Source organism: Agreia sp. PsM10 (assembly GCF_030433855.1).
Classification (GTDB): domain Bacteria; phylum Actinomycetota; class Actinomycetes; order Actinomycetales; family Microbacteriaceae; genus Agreia.
Genome location: NZ_JARUXC010000007.1, coordinates 60,570 through 75,969 on the forward strand (window position 1 = coordinate 60,570; position 15,400 = coordinate 75,969).

The 15,400-nt window shown below is 70.2% G+C and carries 13 protein-coding genes; 1 reads left to right on the forward strand and 12 read right to left on the reverse strand.

Annotation, left to right across the window (positions count from 1 at the left end):
• Positions 1-22 precede the first annotated feature (22 nt).
• Genes QCD70_RS10685 through QCD70_RS10740 form a run of 12 tightly spaced genes read right to left on the reverse strand, consistent with a single transcriptional unit; the run spans position 23 to position 13,750 of the window.
• Positions 23-964, reverse strand: coding sequence for a PDR/VanB family oxidoreductase (locus tag QCD70_RS10685; protein ID WP_301215992.1), 942 nt, complete (start codon positions 962-964; stop codon positions 23-25).
• On the reverse strand, positions 964-1,587 hold the full coding sequence (locus QCD70_RS10690) for an MSMEG_1061 family FMN-dependent PPOX-type flavoprotein (protein ID WP_301215994.1): 624 nt from the start codon (positions 1,585-1,587) through the stop codon (positions 964-966). The genes QCD70_RS10685 and QCD70_RS10690 overlap by 1 nt, the downstream gene beginning before the upstream one ends.
• Positions 1,587-2,813, reverse strand: coding sequence for a M20 metallopeptidase family protein (locus QCD70_RS10695; RefSeq protein WP_301215996.1), 1,227 nt, complete (start codon positions 2,811-2,813; stop codon positions 1,587-1,589). The genes QCD70_RS10690 and QCD70_RS10695 overlap by 1 nt, the downstream gene beginning before the upstream one ends.
• Complete coding sequence (locus tag QCD70_RS10700; RefSeq protein WP_301215998.1) at positions 2,810-3,433, reverse strand: FMN-binding negative transcriptional regulator; 624 nt, start codon at positions 3,431-3,433, stop codon at positions 2,810-2,812. The genes QCD70_RS10695 and QCD70_RS10700 overlap by 4 nt, the downstream gene beginning before the upstream one ends.
• Complete coding sequence (locus tag QCD70_RS10705; RefSeq protein WP_301216000.1) at positions 3,426-4,307, reverse strand: alpha/beta fold hydrolase; 882 nt, start codon at positions 4,305-4,307, stop codon at positions 3,426-3,428. The genes QCD70_RS10700 and QCD70_RS10705 overlap by 8 nt, the downstream gene beginning before the upstream one ends.
• 34 nt (positions 4,308-4,341) lie before the next feature.
• On the reverse strand, positions 4,342-5,826 hold the full coding sequence (locus tag QCD70_RS10710; protein WP_301216002.1) for an amidohydrolase: 1,485 nt from the start codon (positions 5,824-5,826) through the stop codon (positions 4,342-4,344).
• Positions 5,823-6,611 carry an ABC transporter ATP-binding protein gene (locus QCD70_RS10715; RefSeq protein WP_301216004.1) on the reverse strand — a complete coding sequence of 263 codons (789 nt, stop codon included), beginning with the start codon at positions 6,609-6,611 and terminating at the stop codon, positions 5,823-5,825. Before QCD70_RS10715 ends, QCD70_RS10710 begins: the two co-directional genes overlap by 4 nt.
• Positions 6,608-8,350: a dipeptide/oligopeptide/nickel ABC transporter permease/ATP-binding protein gene (locus QCD70_RS10720; RefSeq protein WP_301216006.1), complete on the reverse strand. Its 1,743-nt coding sequence runs from the start codon at positions 8,348-8,350 to the stop codon at positions 6,608-6,610. Before QCD70_RS10720 ends, QCD70_RS10715 begins: the two co-directional genes overlap by 4 nt.
• A gap of 4 nt (positions 8,351-8,354) precedes the next feature.
• Positions 8,355-9,398, reverse strand: a complete 1,044-nt coding sequence (locus QCD70_RS10725) for an ABC transporter permease (RefSeq protein ID WP_301216008.1) — start codon at positions 9,396-9,398, stop codon at positions 8,355-8,357.
• Positions 9,399-9,402: 4 nt separating this feature from the next.
• Positions 9,403-10,995, reverse strand: coding sequence for an ABC transporter substrate-binding protein (locus tag QCD70_RS10730; RefSeq protein WP_301216010.1), 1,593 nt, complete (start codon positions 10,993-10,995; stop codon positions 9,403-9,405).
• Positions 10,992-12,617 carry a hydantoinase/oxoprolinase family protein gene (locus QCD70_RS10735; protein WP_301216012.1) on the reverse strand — a complete coding sequence of 542 codons (1,626 nt, stop codon included), beginning with the start codon at positions 12,615-12,617 and terminating at the stop codon, positions 10,992-10,994. The genes QCD70_RS10730 and QCD70_RS10735 overlap by 4 nt, the downstream gene beginning before the upstream one ends.
• Positions 12,614-13,750 carry a DUF917 domain-containing protein gene (locus QCD70_RS10740; protein ID WP_301216014.1) on the reverse strand — a complete coding sequence of 379 codons (1,137 nt, stop codon included), beginning with the start codon at positions 13,748-13,750 and terminating at the stop codon, positions 12,614-12,616. The genes QCD70_RS10735 and QCD70_RS10740 overlap by 4 nt, the downstream gene beginning before the upstream one ends.
• Positions 13,751-13,823: 73 nt before the next feature.
• On the opposite strand from QCD70_RS10740, the gene QCD70_RS10745 reads away from it, so the two are divergent.
• Positions 13,824-15,311, forward strand: coding sequence for a PucR family transcriptional regulator (locus tag QCD70_RS10745; protein ID WP_301216016.1), 1,488 nt, complete (start codon positions 13,824-13,826; stop codon positions 15,309-15,311).
• Positions 15,312-15,400 lie beyond the last annotated feature (89 nt).

A 15,400-nucleotide genomic window follows, 5' to 3' on the forward strand; every position in this document is an offset into this window, starting at 1 on the left:
GAGCCGACGAGAGCGGCCCGCCTCAGACGTCGATCGTCAGGCGGGCCGCTCTCGCCCTCGACACGCACGGGTACATCACGCGCGAGTCGGGATCCGTGGTCAACGAGTCGCGATGTTCGACCTCGCCGTCGAGAACGCGCACCGCGCACGACCCGCAGACTCCGCGCAGGCACGACCCCGTCACCGGAAGGTCGACGTCGGTGATCGCCTGCAGCATCGTGCGCTCCGCGGGCACCTCCACGTCGAGGTTCGAGCGCGCGCAGTGAACCGTGAACGGGGCGTTGGGCAGCGCCACAACCGGCTTCGGTTCGAACCTCTCGAGGTGAAGCGATCCGCTCGGCCAGTGACCCATCGCATCCACGACCCCGTCGATGAACCGGGCCGGGCCGCACGCGTACACGCCGAGCCCCGGATGCGGCGCCGCCAGCAGCGCGGCGAGGTCGAGCCGCCCGGCCCGGCCGGGCGCGTTGATGGTGACGGCCGGCCCGAGCGACTCCAGTTCGGAGGCGAACGGCAGATTCGCCTCGTCGCGCACCGCGTAGTTCATCGCCCACGGGGCGCGCGCACGGCTCAAAGAACGCGCCATCGGCAGCAGGGGCGTGATGCCGATTCCCGCAGCGAGCAGCAGATACTCCGATGCCGGCAGGACAGGGAACAGGTTGCGCGGGGGCCGCACGTGCACCACGCTGCCCACGTGCAAGAAGTCGTGCACGTACATCGAGACACCCCGCGAGAAGTCCTCCCGAAGAACGGCGATGCGATACGAGCGCAGGTCGGCCGGGTCCCCGCACAGCGAGTACTGCCGCTGCATCCGCGTGATCAGCTGCACGTCGATGTGAGCCCCCGGCTCCCACGCGGGAAGCGGCCGACCGGTCGCATCCGCCAATTCGATGCTCACGATGCCCGCGCTCTCGCGCGACATGCGCGTGACGACGAGCCTCAGCATCCCCCGATCGCGAGCCATCAGTAGAGCGTCTTGTAGCCCGCGACCGACGCCTCGTCGATGGCGCGCGCCACGTCGGCGTCGAGACCGGATGCCTCGGCCCACATGGTTCCGGCGCTCGGCACCTCGGTGGCCAGGTCGTGCATCTCGTCGTCCCACAGCCGCGAGCGCAGCAGCGCCCGGCCGCAGTGCAGATACGCCTGCTCCACCTCGATGACGGTCGCCAGCTGCGGCACCACGTGGTCCTGTTCGAGCATCGCCATGAGCGACGGATCGTTCGTGACGTACGCCGACCCGTTGATGCGCAGCGTCTCGATCATGCCGGGCACGAAGCAGAGCAGTCCGACGTGCCCGTTGTCGAGGATGTTCGTGAACGAGTCGGCGAGCCTGTTGCCGAGCCGGTCGGGCAGCACGAGCGTGCGGTCGTCGAGCGCACGCACGAATCCCGGGTAGTCGCCCCGTGGCGAGCAGTCGCAGTTGCCGGCCGAGTCGCTGGTCGACAGGCAGCAGAACGGGGAATGCGCCAGAAAGGTGAGGCAGCTGCGGTCGAGATGGTCGAGGATCTTGTCGGTCGTGGGCTTCTCGATCTCGCCGAGGCTGGCCCGCACCTCGGCCTCGGTGAGGGCCGCGAACCGGGATGCCATCACGCGGCCTCTCCCGCCCGGTCCGGCCCGTGCCGCTCCAGCGCCCGCCAGGCCAGGTCGGCGAGCGTCTCGGCGTGCAGGCCGAGCAGCGAATCGTCGAAGACGGCGAGCTCCGAGTGCATCGAGGGTGCGCCGGCGGCCGGGATGTCACGGGGCCGGGTGCCGAGGAACAGCAGGGTTCCCGGAACCTCGTCGAGCACATAGGCGAAGTCCTCCGACGCCATCGACGGGGCGGCCAGCCGCAGCACCCGGTCGTCGCCGTGCAGGCTCACGAGCCTGTCGAGCACCCGGTTCGTCTCGGTCGGGTCGTTGTGGGTCACCGGGTAGGAGTCGATGAACTCCGTCTCGATCGTGCAGCCGTGCGCCTCGGCGATGCCGGTCACCAGCTCTCCGATCGACGACCTCACGAGCGCGAAGGTCTCGCGCGAGAGCGTGCGGATGTTCACGAGCAGCTCGACGCGCGAGGCCAGGACGTTGGGGGCTCCCCTGTCGCTGACGATGCTCGTCACCGAGACGATGGCCGGGTCGGCGGCCGGCACCCGGCGGGCGACGAAGGTCTGCAGCGCCTGCACGATGGCGGCCGAGGCCGGAATGGGGTCGGTCGCGAGATGCGGGAAGGCCGCGTGCCCGCCCGTGCCAGAGACGACGATGCGCAGGCCGCTGGCGCTCGCCATCATCGGGCCGGGGCGAGAGACGAAGAGACCGTTGTCGGTCGAGCAGTCCACGTGCATGGCGAAGGCTGCAACGGGGCGCTCGCCCGCCGCGTCGAGCACACCCTCTTCGATCATGAGCCGCCCGCCGGCGAAACCCTCCTCCCCCGGCTGGAACATGAGGACGATCGTTCCGGCGAGCCCGGCTCGCCGCGCGGCGAGCAGTCGAGCCGCTCCCACGAGCCCCGCCATGTGCAGATCGTGGCCGCAGGCGTGCATCGCTCCATTGCTCGACGCGAAGTCGAGGCCCGTCGTCTCGACGACGGGCAGTGCATCCATGTCGGCGCGCAGCAGCACGACCGGGCCGGGCAGCGCCCCGCGCAGCACGGCGGTGATCGAGCTGAGCCCGGTGCCGGTCGAGAGCTCGAGACCGAGGGCCTCGAGTGGAGCGAGCTCCGCCAGCAGCGCGGACTGCGTGCGGGGAAGGTCGAGCCCGATCTCCGGGTCGGCGTGCAGTCTGCGGCGCAGGTCGACGAGGTCGTCGAGCAGGGCGGAAGCCGCGCCATCGAAGGTCACGCCCGCACCCGCCGCATGCGCTCTGCGAGGGCCGGGTTGAGGTACGGGCCCGGCGCATCCAGAGCCGTGGTGATGCGCTCGACTATGTCGACGGGCTTGTCCTGGCTCATCTTCTCCTTGGCCTCGAAGCGGGTGATGCGCATGCGGAACCCCACGGTTCCGTGCAGGATGCGCTCGGCGTACGCCGTATTCTCCGCCGAGATGCTCAGCGTGAACGGATTCGGCAGCGGGTTCTCGAAATGCTCGACGAGGCGCCCCAGAACGGCGAGATTCTCGGCGTCGGAGAGGATCTCGGGAACGCCGTAGGCGTGCACGGTCGCGAAGTTCCACGTGGGAACGGCGCGGTCGACTCCGTACCAACTGGGCGACACGTAGCCGCTCGGGCCGTAGAACACGACCGCGATCTCGGATGCGCCGAGCCCGTGGGCGCGCTCGTCGGGCCGGCCGACATGGCTGACCAGAACGAGGGAATCGTCATCGGACTCCTCGAGCAGGAACGGATAGTGCGAGATGACGACGCCGTTCCCGGTGGCGCTCACCATGGTCGCCCACGGGTAGGACTCGATGAGGGCGCGCACGTCGGCGAGGTCGGTCATCGCGTAGTCGGGATTCTCACGCATCGAGGGCACGCTCCCCGGCTTCGGCACGCTCCGCCCGCGCAGCCGTCCGCGCCAGCGCCGCCACGAACTCCGGCCACAGCTCGATAGGGATGTCGTGACCCATCTCCTCGTAGATGTGCACCTCGGCGTGCGGCATGACCCGGGCGGTCTCGAGCGCGGCGCTCCAGTGCAGGCTCTGGTCGCCGCGGCCGTGGATCACCACGGTGGGCACGGTCACGCGGCTCATGTCGTCACGCCGTTCGAGCGGCCCACGCAGCAGCGCGTTCCACTGCCGGAACAACCCGGTGGGCGTGTAGGCGCGGTCGTAGTACCGGCCCGCGAGCTCGGCCGAGGCGGCCTCGTCGAAGGGGAATCCGGGCGACTGATAGTGCCGCTGCCCGCCGATGAACATCTCGATGTAGGCGTCGCGGTCGAGCACGGGCGGAACCTCGGTGACGGGCTCGGCCGAGTGCTCGCCGACCAGGAACTCCGGTGCCGACGACAACGACGTCGACATCAGCCCGAGCGATGCCACACGAGACGGATGCCCGATGGCGAGCAGCTGGGCGATGTAACCGCCCATCGACATGCCGGTCACGTGCGCCCGCTCGATGTCGAGGTCGTCGAGCACGGCGACCACGTCGAGCGCCATGTCGGCCAGGTCGTACGTGGCCTCCACATCGTTCGGCCCGCCCGTGGCCTGGCTCAGCCCGATGTCGCGGTTGTCGACACGGATGACGAAGAATCCGGCCTCGGCGAGCATCGTGCAGAACCGTTCGTCCCAGCCGATGAGCTGCGCCCCGCCGCCGTGCAGCAGCACGAGCGGGCGCCCTGCAGGGTCACCGAGAGTCTCGTAGTACACGGCGATTCCGGCCGCGGAGGTGATCAGGGGCATTGCGGGTGGTCCTGTCGGTCGAAGGTCGAACGGGTCACAGAGTGTTCCACGTGGGCGTGCCGCCGAGGAGCGTCGCCGCGACGGGCATGTCGCGCAGGCCGTCGGCATCCACCGTCGTGGGATCGGCGTCGACGATCACGAGATCGGCCACGGCTCCGGGCGACACGGATGCGCCGCGGGTGCTCGCGGCGACCGCGACGTCGGCGCCGAGACGCTCGGCCGGATGCCACGCCTCGCGTCCGTCGCGCCGGCGGCTGACCGCGGCGGAGATGGCGAGCCAGGGGTCGAGCGGAGCCACGGGCGCGTCGGAGCCGAGGGCGAGCGTGGCCCCGGCCGCGTGCAGCGACTGGAACGCGAAGGCCCGGTCGGTGCGCCCCTCCCAGTAACGGTCGGCGACATCGCGATCGTCCATCGCGTGCTCGGGCTGCACGCTGGCGGTGAGGCCCAGTCGACCGAACCGCTCGAAGTCGCCCCGCGACACGAGCTGCGCGTGCTCGATCGTTCCGGCGATGCCGAGGCGTTCGAACGCGTCGAGAACGGCGGTGTTGGCGCGGTCGCCGATGGCGTGCACGGCGGGGGCGATTCCCGCGGCGCGGGCGCGCACCAGAAGCTCCTCGACCTCCTCGGGCGCGACGCTGAGCATGCCGCACGGGTGGGCGCTCGTGGCCGCCACGCCGGGATACGGATCCCAGCAGTAGGCCGTGCGAGTGTTCAGCGATCCGTCGACGACGATCTTCAGCCGCCCCATCGTGATGATTCCGGATGCCTCGAGCCGGTCTCCCGTGCGCAGACCGCGGGCGATGACCTCGTCGAGCCGGTCGGGCCACACCGAGGTCTCGACCCGCAGAGAGGTCACTCCGGCGTCGACGCGGGCGGGCCACAAGCTGGCATTGTCGGCATTCTCGAACTCGACGATACCCACGACGCCGCGGGCCGCGGCCGCCGCAGCGGTCTCGCGATACGCCTCGAGCGAGGGCTGGTGGTCGGCGTCGAGGCGGTCGAGCGTGCCGATCCATTCGGTCTCGCGCAGCATGCCGTCGTCGGGCAGCGCGTGCACGCCGAGCCGGGCCGCGGCGGCCGTGTTGAGCCATCCGCAGTGCAGGTCGCCGCTGATGAGGATGACGGGGCGTTCGGGCGCGATCTCGTCGAGCGCTGCCCGGGTGGGAGCATCCGGCCACAGACCGTCGCGGAACCCGTAGCCGATCAGCACGTCGTCGCTGCGAGCCGCGAGCGCGTCGCGCATGATCGCCACGGCGTGCGCCGCGCTCTCGGCCGGTGCGAGGTCGACCCGCTGCCGCCGCACGACCCACTGCGAGAAGTGCACGTGCGCATCCCACAGCCCGGGCATGACCCAGCGTCCGCCGGCGTCGAGCGACGCGGCGGGCGACGTCGCCGACGATGACGCCCCGGTGTCCGCGCCCGACGGCACGATGGAGGCGACAGCCCCGTCGCGCACGATCAGGTCGGTCGGGCCGTTCCAGCCGGCGATGCGGGCGTTCTGCACGATCAGGTCGTTCACGAATCCTCCAGGTCGAGCGGCCGGCCCATCACGGGCACGGCGCGCAGCAGTTCACGGGTATAGGGGTCTTCGGGGTCGGTGAGCACGGCGTCGGTCGGACCGTTCTCGATCACCCGGCCGCCGCGCAGCACGGTGACCTCGTCGCTCACGTAGCGCACCACGGCGAGGTTGTGCGAGATGAACAGCATGGTGAGGTCGAGCCGCTGCTGCAGCTCGCGCAGCAGGTTCAGCACCACGCCCTGCACCGACACGTCGAGGGCCGAGGTGATCTCGTCGGCGATCAGCACCTCGGGTTCGGCGGCGAGCGCGCGGGCGATGGTGATGCGCTGGCGCTGTCCGCCCGAGAAGGCGGTGGGGCGATCATCGGCGCGCGCCGGGTCGATGTGCACCAGGTCGAGCAGTTCGCGAACGCGGGCGTCGCGCTGGGCGGCGCCGTGGCGGCGACCGGTGGCCAGCAGGCCCTCGGCGATCGACGCGCCCACCGACATCCGCGGGTCGAGTGCCGACAGCGGGTCCTGGAACACCATCTGCACCCGCCGTCGTGCGGCGCGCGCCGACGGCTCGCGGCTGGTGATGTCGACGCCGTCGAGCAGGATGCGCCCGGCGCTGACCGGCGAGAGGCCCACGGCGACACGGGCGACGGTCGATTTGCCGGAGCCGGACTCGCCCACGAGGCCGTGCGTGGTGCCCGGCCTCACCGTGAGGTCTACGGCGTTCACGGCCGTGTTCGCGGTGCGTCCGTGGCCGAAACGCACGGTCACCGACTCGAAACGGAATTCGCTCATGCGGGGATCGTCTCCTCGTCGGCCGCCGCGATGACGGGCAGGGCCGTCGTGCGGTCGGTGGTCATGTCGGGCACGCACGCGATGAGGCCGCGGGTGTACGGATGCGTGGCCTCGTCGAGCCTGTCGGCCGCGATCTCCTCGACCACCCTGCCGTCGCGCATCACGATGATGCGGTCGCAGAATCCGCTGACGAGGGCGATGTCGTGCGAGATGAACAGGATCGCCGCACCCGTGGCGTTCTGGGCGTCGCGCAGCGTCTGCATGACCTGGCGCTGCACCGTCACGTCGAGTGCGGTCGTCGGCTCGTCGGCGATGATGAGGCGCGGTGTGCCCATGAGGCCCATCGCGATCATGGCGCGCTGCCGCATTCCGCCCGAGAATTCGTGCGGCAACTGGCCGAGGCGCTGTTCGGCGTTCGGGATGCGCACGAGGTTCAGCTTGTCGACGGCCCGGCGCAGCGAATCGGCACGGCTCATCTTGGCGTGCACCTCGCTGGCCTCGCGCAGCTGCCGACCGATCGTCAGGGCCGGATTCAGCGACGTGAGCGGGTCCTGGAAGATCATGGCCTGCTCCACGCCGAGGCGGCGGCGTTCGGCCATATTCGGCACCGCGGTCATGTCGATCTCGCGGAACATCAGCTGCGTGCTGGTGACGAGGGCCTCGGGGCCGAGCAGGCCGGCGACGGCCGAGGCCGTGACCGACTTGCCCGATCCGGATTCGCCCACGATGCCGACGGTCTCGCCGGAGGCGATCGTGAGTGTCACGCCGTGCACGCGCTCGACCATCTCGCCGTCGCGGCCGGGGAAGGCGACGCGCAGGTCGGCCATCTCGACCACCGGGGTGGCGTCGGTGACCGGCGCGACGTAGTCCGTCGAGCGGCGACGGCGCACGGCCTTGGGGGGCAGCTTCTTCGACGACGATTCGCTGAAGACCTCTCCGAGCAGCGCGAAGACCACGCCGACGAGAACGATCGCGATACCCGGGCCGATCGCGGCCATCGGGTCGACGTAGATGCGCTTGGCGCCCTCGTTGAGCAGGCGGCCCCAGTCGTATTCGGGTGCCTGCACGCCGAGGCCGAGGAACGACAGGGCGGCGAACGACAGCAGCGTGACCGAGGCGTGCGCGGCCGTGTTCACGAGCAGCGGAGGCAGGATGTTCGGCACCACGTGACGAACGGTCGTGCGCAGCGCGCCGCTTCCGAGCATGCCGGCCGCACGCACGTAGTCGCTCGAGGCGACGGAGGCCGAGAGGGTGCTCGTGAGTCGGGCGAACACCGGGATGCCGGCGAAGCCGACGGCGAGCATGGCGCCCACCGCGGTGGTGCCCCAGATCACCGAGAAGAACAGGGCCAGCAGCAGCCACGGGAACGACAGGAGGATGTCGATGAGCCCGGCGACGAGCCGTTGCAGGAATCGCGGCAGCAGCACCGCGGTCACGCCCAGCAGGATGCCGCCGATCACCGAGATGCCGGTCGCCCCGAGCGTGAGCAGCACCGATACCCTGGCCGCCACGATGACGCGGGCGAAGAGATCGCGACCGAGGTCGTCGGTGCCGAACGGGTGCGCGAGGCTCACGCCCAGCTGCCGGTCGGGGATGGAGCGCTCGGTCGCCAGGTCTCCGAAGAGGATCGGGCCGAAGACGGTCACGAGTATCACCAGCACGAGGCCGATGGATGCCGCGATCCCCTGCGGAGTGCGGAGGGCGGCGGGCAGACGGTGCGTGCGTGTCGGGTTGGTCATGTCGTCACACCTCGGCAATCGCTGAGCGCGGATCGAGGGCGGCGAGCAGCAGATCGATCACGAGGTTGGCGGCGAGCACGAGCACCGCGTACGCCAGCACGACCCCCTGGATGAGTGGATAGTCCTTTGTCGTGATCGAGGAGACGATCGTCGATCCGATGCCCGGAATCACGAAGACGGTCTCGATCAGCACCGTTCCCGCCACGAGTCCGGTCAGCACGACGCCTCCGGCGGTCAGCGTCGCGGTCACGATGTTGGGCAGGGCATGCCGCAGGTAGAGCAGATGTGCGGGCAGTCGCTTGCTGCGCGCGGTCGTGATGTACGGGGCATCCAGAACCCGCACCATCTCGACGTGCACGATGCGCGCGAGGTAGGCGAGCGGGCCGATCGCCAGTGCGAGCACGGGCAGCACGGCCTGCTGCGGGCTGCCCCAGCCCGCCGACGGAGCGAGCGGAATGACGATACTGAACAGCCAGATCAGCACGACGGCGAGCAGGAAGTTGGGCACCGCGATGATGATGCCGAGCAGGCTCGACACCCCGAGGTCGAGGCCGCGGTGCCGCCCGGCGCGGGCCGAGACCGCCGTCGCGACGCCGATGGGGAAGGCGCCGAGTGCGGCCACGATGAATGACACGACCGAGAGCATCAGCGTGGCGGGCAGGCGCTCCGACAGGGTGGTCGCGACCGGCCGCTGGGTGCTGACCGACACTCCGAGGTCGCCGCGGAACAGTCCGGCGACGTAGTTGACGAACTGCTCCCCGATCGGCAGGTCGAGGCCGAGTGTGCGGCGCAGCAGTTCCACGGTCTCGGGCGGCGCGGTCGGGCCGAGGGCGGCCCGCACGGGGTCGCCCGGCACGAGGTGCACCATGAAGAACGAGGCGACCAGCACGATCGCCAGCGAGATGATGGCGCGGGCGAATCGGCGCAGCAGGAACGCGAGTCGTGGTGAACCGACGGCTGAGAGCAGGCGATCCCCCCGACGCGCGGGCGAAGGCTCGGTCGACGCGATCGTCGGTTCTGCCGTCAGCACGGTCGAGGGGATCGTCATCGTTCTAGCCCTGCATCCGGATGGTGGTGGGTGCGACGGTTCCGGGACGCTCGAGCGTGACGCCGTTGAGGTACATCGGCGACTCGGTCTCGGCGAGGGGGAAGATGTCGACGCGGTCGATCAGTTCCTTCTCGGCCTGCTTCCACAGCCCGCACGCCTCGTCGGCGGTCGTGGCGGTGAAGGCCTCGGTCGCCAGGGCGTTGTATTCGGGGTTCGAGACACCCATGAAGTTGTAGCCGCCGTCCTCGCTCGTGGCTCCGAGGAAGAAGAGGCTCAGCACAACGGGGCTCGAGGGTGCGAGCTGGATGAAGCCGGTGTCCCAGTCGTAGCTCTGGTAGAGGTCGGTCGACCAGCCGGCCGAGTCCTCCGCCACGAGATCGGTGGTGATGCCGAGCTCGTTCCACTCCTGCTGCACCTCTTCGGCGGCCGCTCCGTGCGACGGCGTTCCGGCGTCGTAGAGGAAGCGGATCGTGAGCGGCTCGCCATCCTTGGTGCGCAGCCCGTCGGAGCCCAGCGTGTACCCGGCCTCGTCGAGCAGGTCTCCCGCCTTGTCGAGGTCTGTCTCGGGCAGGGTCCAGTCGGGTCCGCCCGCGACGCAGGTGAGCGGAATCTGATTGACGAGCGAGACGGAGTCGACGGGGTTGCCGTCGGTCACCAGCTCGCCGACCGAATCGCGGTCGAGGCCCAGGGTCAGTGCCTGGCGCACGCGCACGTCGGATGTCGGCCGGTCGGCGCGCTCATTGAACAGCATCTCGCCGATCGGGTTGAGAACGCCCTCGGACTCGAGGCCTGCCCCGTCGAGGCGCTGGCGGTCGGCCCCGATCACGGATGCCGCGTTCAGCTCTCCCGAGATCAGCAGGTTGGCGGCCGTCGCCTCATCGGTGATCACGCGCGCCTCGAGCTCGTCGGGCAGGCCCTTGGTCTCGCTGGTGACGTCGTCCGGTCCCCAGGTGTAGTCGTCGCGCTTCGTGTAGACGTAGTCGGACCCGGGGTTCGACGACGACAGCGAGTAGAGCGCGGTGCCGTTCGTGGCATCCGTGAGGCTGTCGGGATCGTCGAGGCCGGCCTGGCACACCATCTCCACGCTTCCGGTGCCTTCGAGCAGGAACGGGTTGTTGGTGGCCGACGTGATCGTGACCACGTTGCCCTCGGCGGCCGCGCTCATGTCGGCGGTGATGCTCGAGCCGAACCAGAACGTTCCGTTGGCCTCGTCGGCCTGGTAGTTGATGTTCGCGGCCGCGGTCTCGGCCGTGAAGGGCGTGCCGTCGGCGCAGGTGATGCCGTCTTTCAGCGTGTAGGCGATCGAGGTGCCCGTGACCTCCCAGCTCTCGGCGAGGAAGGGGCTGATCTCGCCGTCGGCGCTCGTGTAGGCGAGCGAGTCGTAGCCGAACGTCACGAGGGCGCGCTGCACGAGCGAGACTCCGGTGAGCGGCGAGAGGCTGCCCGGGTCGTCGTTGATCGCGATCGAGAAGGTGCCGCCCGAGACGACTTCGGAGGATGAGTCCGAATCGCTCGAGCCGCTGCTGCAGGAGGTGAGCAGCATCGCGGCGGCGACGGTGACCGCCGCAACGGCTACTGCGTGGTGCTGTCTTTTCATGATGCGTCCTTCGGGGTGTGGGATGCGAGTGGTGCAGGATTCCCGATCAGGGCCAGTGGGCCCGCGGCCTTCACGGAGACTTTGAGCGTCGCGCTCGTCGAGTACGAGAGCGGTGTCTCGAGCACGTCGACGATCTCGACGAGGCGGGGGTCGGCCCCGGCCTGGATGGCGCGTTCGATGGCTATGCGCCCGGCCGCCTCGATCGCGCCCGCGCGGTCGACGTAGTCGCACATCTGGTCGGCCCGCCCGCCCGCGAGGGCGATGGCGGCTCCCACGGCGTTGGCCACATTGCCGCGGTCTGGGTGCAGCACGTCGCTCGCCCCGAGAACGCGGTCGGGCACGAGGAACCCGCCACCGCCCACGACGACCAGCGGCAGGCCGAGGCGACCCAGCGACATCCGTTCGACGGCCGACTCGATGCGGTCGTGCGCCACGGCGAGGGCGTTCCCGAGCCCGGCGCGGGTCGCCCGGTCGAGGGCGGGCAGGGCCCGACCGTCGATCAGTCCGGGGGTGAGCATCGCTGCCGCATCGGTGAGCGTCGGGGTGTCACCGCCGAACAGCAGGGCCTGCTCGGTGAGCAGATAGCCCAGCGAATCGTGCTTCGGGGCGCCGGCGGCGATGTCGACGATCGTGCCGCCGCCGATTCCCACGCTCAGGATGTCGGGCATGCGGAAGTTGGTGCGCACCCCGCCGATCTCGCGCGGCAGGGTCGATTCACGGGGGAACCGGTCGACGAGAACGCCGAGGTCGCTCGTGGTGCCGCCCACGTCGATGATGATGGCGTTGTCGGCTCCCGAGAGGAACGCGGCGCCGCGGATCGAGTTGGCAGGACCCGACCCGATGGTGAGAACCGGATAGCGGGCCGCGTACTCGACGGCCATCAGGGTGCCGTCGTTCTGGGCGAAGAAGGTGGCGGCGTCGAGCTTCTCCTCCTGCACCACGGTGAGGAGGCCCTGGGTCACGTCGCGGGCGATGCCGTGAAGCGCCGCGTTGAGCACGGTCGCGTTCTCACGCTCGAGCAGTCCGAGCGCTCCGATCTCGTGACTCAGCGAGACGGGCACGTCGACACCGACGTGGTCGCCGACGATCGACGCGACCTCGAGCTCCTGCTCGGGGAATGACGGGCTGAAGATGCCGCAGACCGCCACGGCGTCGAATCGTCCCTCGAGGCCGTCGAGAAAGCGTCGGATGCCGTCGATGTCGAGCGGCGAGATCGGGTAACCGTCGATCATGTGGCCGCCGCCGGCGAGGAGTGCCCCCGCGAGCACGACCCCGCGCAGGTCGGCCGGCCAGTCCGACAGCGACGGGAACTCCGTGCTCGCCGGCGCGCCCAGGCGGATCACGGCGACCCGGCCGAGGCCGCGACGACGCACGATCGCGTTCGTCGCGTGGGTCGTGCCGAGCATCACGCGCGACACGCGGTCGCGGGCGTCGCCGAGCTCGGCGAGCACGGCAGACAGTGCGGCCCGGATGCCGCCGGTCACGTCCTCGGTCGTCGCCTTCTTCGTCCAGGCGATCACGTGGCCGTCGGCGTCGAGCACGACGGCGTCGGTGTTCGTTCCTCCGACGTCGATGCCCACAGAGAGGTCACGGACCATCAGCTCGCCGACCACCGCGCTCATCGGGCGACCGCCTCGGTCTCGGCGACGGCCTGCAGCGCAGCGGGGCCGTCGAAGGGCACGTAGTCGAAATCGAAGTCGAACGCCGCCGGTCCGGCGAGCTCGATGCCCCTCGGCGTTCGCCAGAGCGGATCGCAGGCCCAGGCGAGCACGCTCACCCTCTGTCCGAACCGCAGCATCTCGGTCGAGATCGCCTCGCCCGTCTCGGAGTCGAGGATCGAGACGAGGTCGGGAACGCTGACCACGACCGCGCCGTCTTCGATCACGACGAGGTTCTCGTTCTGGATCTCGACGCGCACCATTCGGCCGCGGTCGTCGCCGATGCCCTCGATCGTGACGGAGCCTCGGGTGAATCCCCCGACGGTGTTGCGGTCGATGTCGATCACCTTGCCGCCGAGCAGCACGGCCGCTCCGAGTTCTTCGGCGATGTCGACGATCGGCTCGCGGGAGGAGAGCAGGCGGCGGCCGACCTGAATCGCGCGGCTGACCGTTCCCTCGATCACGGCGCCCGGAGCCGTCTCGTGGGTGAGCAGATAGTGGGCGCCGAGGGCGATGCCGCCGGCGGCCACTGTGAATGCGCGGGCGTGGCGCTCGAGCCACGCGATGTCGACGGTGGTGAGCACCGACACGTTTCCGACCACATCGCTCATCACGGCGAACTCGCTCGGCAGCCCGGCGACGTTCATCGAGATCATGGTGGCCTTGGGGAAAGCGCGACCCATGCCGTCGGCATCCAGAACGGCGAGGCCGAGCTCGGCAGCCCATCCGACCGGGGCGACGCCGTTGCTGCCGCCGATCTCCGCGGCCATGACCGTGGTGATGGGACGGCCGACGAGTCGCTCGACCTCGCGCAGCAGGGTGTGGGCCTGGCTCGTCGAGCCGAGCATCTCGATTCCCACCGAGGGAGCGCCCATGCCCGACATGATGATGACGGCGTCGTCGGGACCGAGGTCGTCGACGCCCACCAGGCGAACGGGTCCGTTGGCCTCGATCGCGTTCGCCACCGAGAGCTGGGCCCCGTGCACCGAGCCGCCACCGCCGGTTCCGAAGATGGCGCAGCCGGCGGCCAGCGCGGCGACGTCGTCGGAGGTGACGAGACGGATGGGAGGGGATGCCTGGGGCGACGTGGAGCTCATATCTTGACTGTAATGAGCGAATGTTTCGGGCGGAATGTGCCGGGGCAACGAGGAAATGCGGCATATTGGGCTCATGGCACAAACAACGCTGGCCCGCGTGATCGACCAGTGCGACCAGTTCGGCATGATCTGCCGGGCCGGCGATATGGAGGGCGTGGCCATCACAGGCGTCGAGATGCTGGCGCTCGAAGACGTCGGCCTCTCGTCTGCCGGCAACCTCGTGATCGTTCTGCCCAACTCCGCCGAGCAGCCCCGCGCCTACCAGATCGACATCGCGATCAGACGCGCCATCGCCGCCGAGGCCGCCGCCCTTCTGCTCGTCGGGGGCGTGTCGCTCGCCGAGACGTCGCGCTCGCTCGCCGACCGCGGCGCGCTGCCCGTGCTCACCGCGAACGCTCCGCCCTCCGAGCTCGCCGTCTTCATCGACCGTCTCGTGCGGGGCGGTGCCGCCGAGGCGATCGTGCGCGCGGAGCATGCCGTCGCGGCCGTCGGCGCGGCCGCCGACTCCGCCCCGCTCGATGCGCGCACCGCCATCCTCGACGCGGCGGCGGCAGCGCTCGGCGTCGGACTCGTGCTCGTCGACGACCCGCTCGTGAAGTGGACGGACTTCGACGCGGTCTGCATCGGCGAGGTGCCGGTGGGCCGACTCGTGGGCGAAGAGCCCGACGCGGCCGTGTCCATCGCGCTGCCCGTGGTCGCCGCCATCCTGTCTCGTGCCCTGCAGCGCGAGTCCCAGGAGCGCTTCGGTCCGGCACGCTCGCGCGCCGACCTCATCGTCGAGCTGCTTCTGGCCGAGTCGTCGCGCATCGACGCGCTGGCGGTCGACGCAGCCCGGGCGGGCCTGCCCGTGCAGCTCACCCACGCGGTCGCGTGGATCGCGCCCACCCATCGCGACGATCCGGCGCACCGGCTCCCGGCATCCATCACGGCCGCCATCGAGCTTCGGGCCTTCCAGCTGATCGACAACCGCTCCGAGGTCTGGCACCTTGCGGCCTTCCACGACGACCTGCTGATGGTCACGTCCGAGGAGTCGGGAGCTCCCGACCACCAGCGGCGACTGCGCGATGTCACCGAGGAGCTGACCGCTTTCTGCCGCGCGGTCGCGGGCGACGAATGGACGTTCACCGTCGGGCTCGGCACTCCGCAGTCGGGCGCCTCGGGGCTCCGGCAGTCGGCGACCGAGGCGCGCATCACGGCCGAGACCGCCGTCGCATCCGGCCGCCTCGGCGCCATCGAGGTGACCGACGTCACCGGCCTGCGCCGCGTGCTGCTCGACTTCTACGCGTCGCCGCTGAGCCGCACTCTGCTCGACGACGTGCTCGCGCCACTGGATGCGCTCGGCCCCGAGCGGTCGGCCATCTCGGTGCGCACCCTGCTCGCGTACCTCAGCAACCGCAATTCGCTCGCGCGCGCCGGAGAGGCTCTGATGCTGCACCCGAACGCGGTGAACTACCGGGTGCGGCGCATCGAGCAGTCGCTGAACCTCAACCTGGAGGACCCGGACTCGCGCTTCGCCCTCGAGCTGGCGTGCCGCCTGCGCCTGATGGGCGCCGCCCGATAGCCGGCACTGTCGACGAGGTGACGCTGTCGACGAGGTGACACTATCGGTGCAATAGACCGCTCGCGATGCCACATCTGTCGACCCGAAAT

What these genes read in the sequence shown, in the direction of transcription:
- QCD70_RS10705 (WP_301216000.1), bottom strand. Translation starts at nt 4,307, where the DNA reads ATGCCCCTGATCACCTCCGCGGCCGGAATCGCCGTGTACTACGAGACT.
- QCD70_RS10740 (WP_301216014.1), bottom strand. Translation starts at nt 13,750, where the DNA reads ATGAGCTCCACGTCGCCCCAGGCATCCCCTCCCATCCGTCTCGTCACC.
- QCD70_RS10685 (WP_301215992.1), bottom strand. Translation starts at nt 964, where the DNA reads ATGGCTCGCGATCGGGGGATGCTGAGGCTCGTCGTCACGCGCATGTCG.
- QCD70_RS10745 (WP_301216016.1), top strand. Translation starts at nt 13,824, where the DNA reads ATGGCACAAACAACGCTGGCCCGCGTGATCGACCAGTGCGACCAGTTC.
- QCD70_RS10725 (WP_301216008.1), bottom strand. Translation starts at nt 9,398, where the DNA reads ATGACGATCCCCTCGACCGTGCTGACGGCAGAACCGACGATCGCGTCG.
- QCD70_RS10730 (WP_301216010.1), bottom strand. Translation starts at nt 10,995, where the DNA reads ATGAAAAGACAGCACCACGCAGTAGCCGTTGCGGCGGTCACCGTCGCC.
- QCD70_RS10720 (WP_301216006.1), bottom strand. Translation starts at nt 8,350, where the DNA reads ATGACCAACCCGACACGCACGCACCGTCTGCCCGCCGCCCTCCGCACT.
- QCD70_RS10690 (WP_301215994.1), bottom strand. Translation starts at nt 1,587, where the DNA reads ATGGCATCCCGGTTCGCGGCCCTCACCGAGGCCGAGGTGCGGGCCAGC.
- QCD70_RS10715 (WP_301216004.1), bottom strand. Translation starts at nt 6,611, where the DNA reads ATGAGCGAATTCCGTTTCGAGTCGGTGACCGTGCGTTTCGGCCACGGA.
- QCD70_RS10700 (WP_301215998.1), bottom strand. Translation starts at nt 3,433, where the DNA reads ATGCGTGAGAATCCCGACTACGCGATGACCGACCTCGCCGACGTGCGC.
- QCD70_RS10735 (WP_301216012.1), bottom strand. Translation starts at nt 12,617, where the DNA reads ATGAGCGCGGTGGTCGGCGAGCTGATGGTCCGTGACCTCTCTGTGGGC.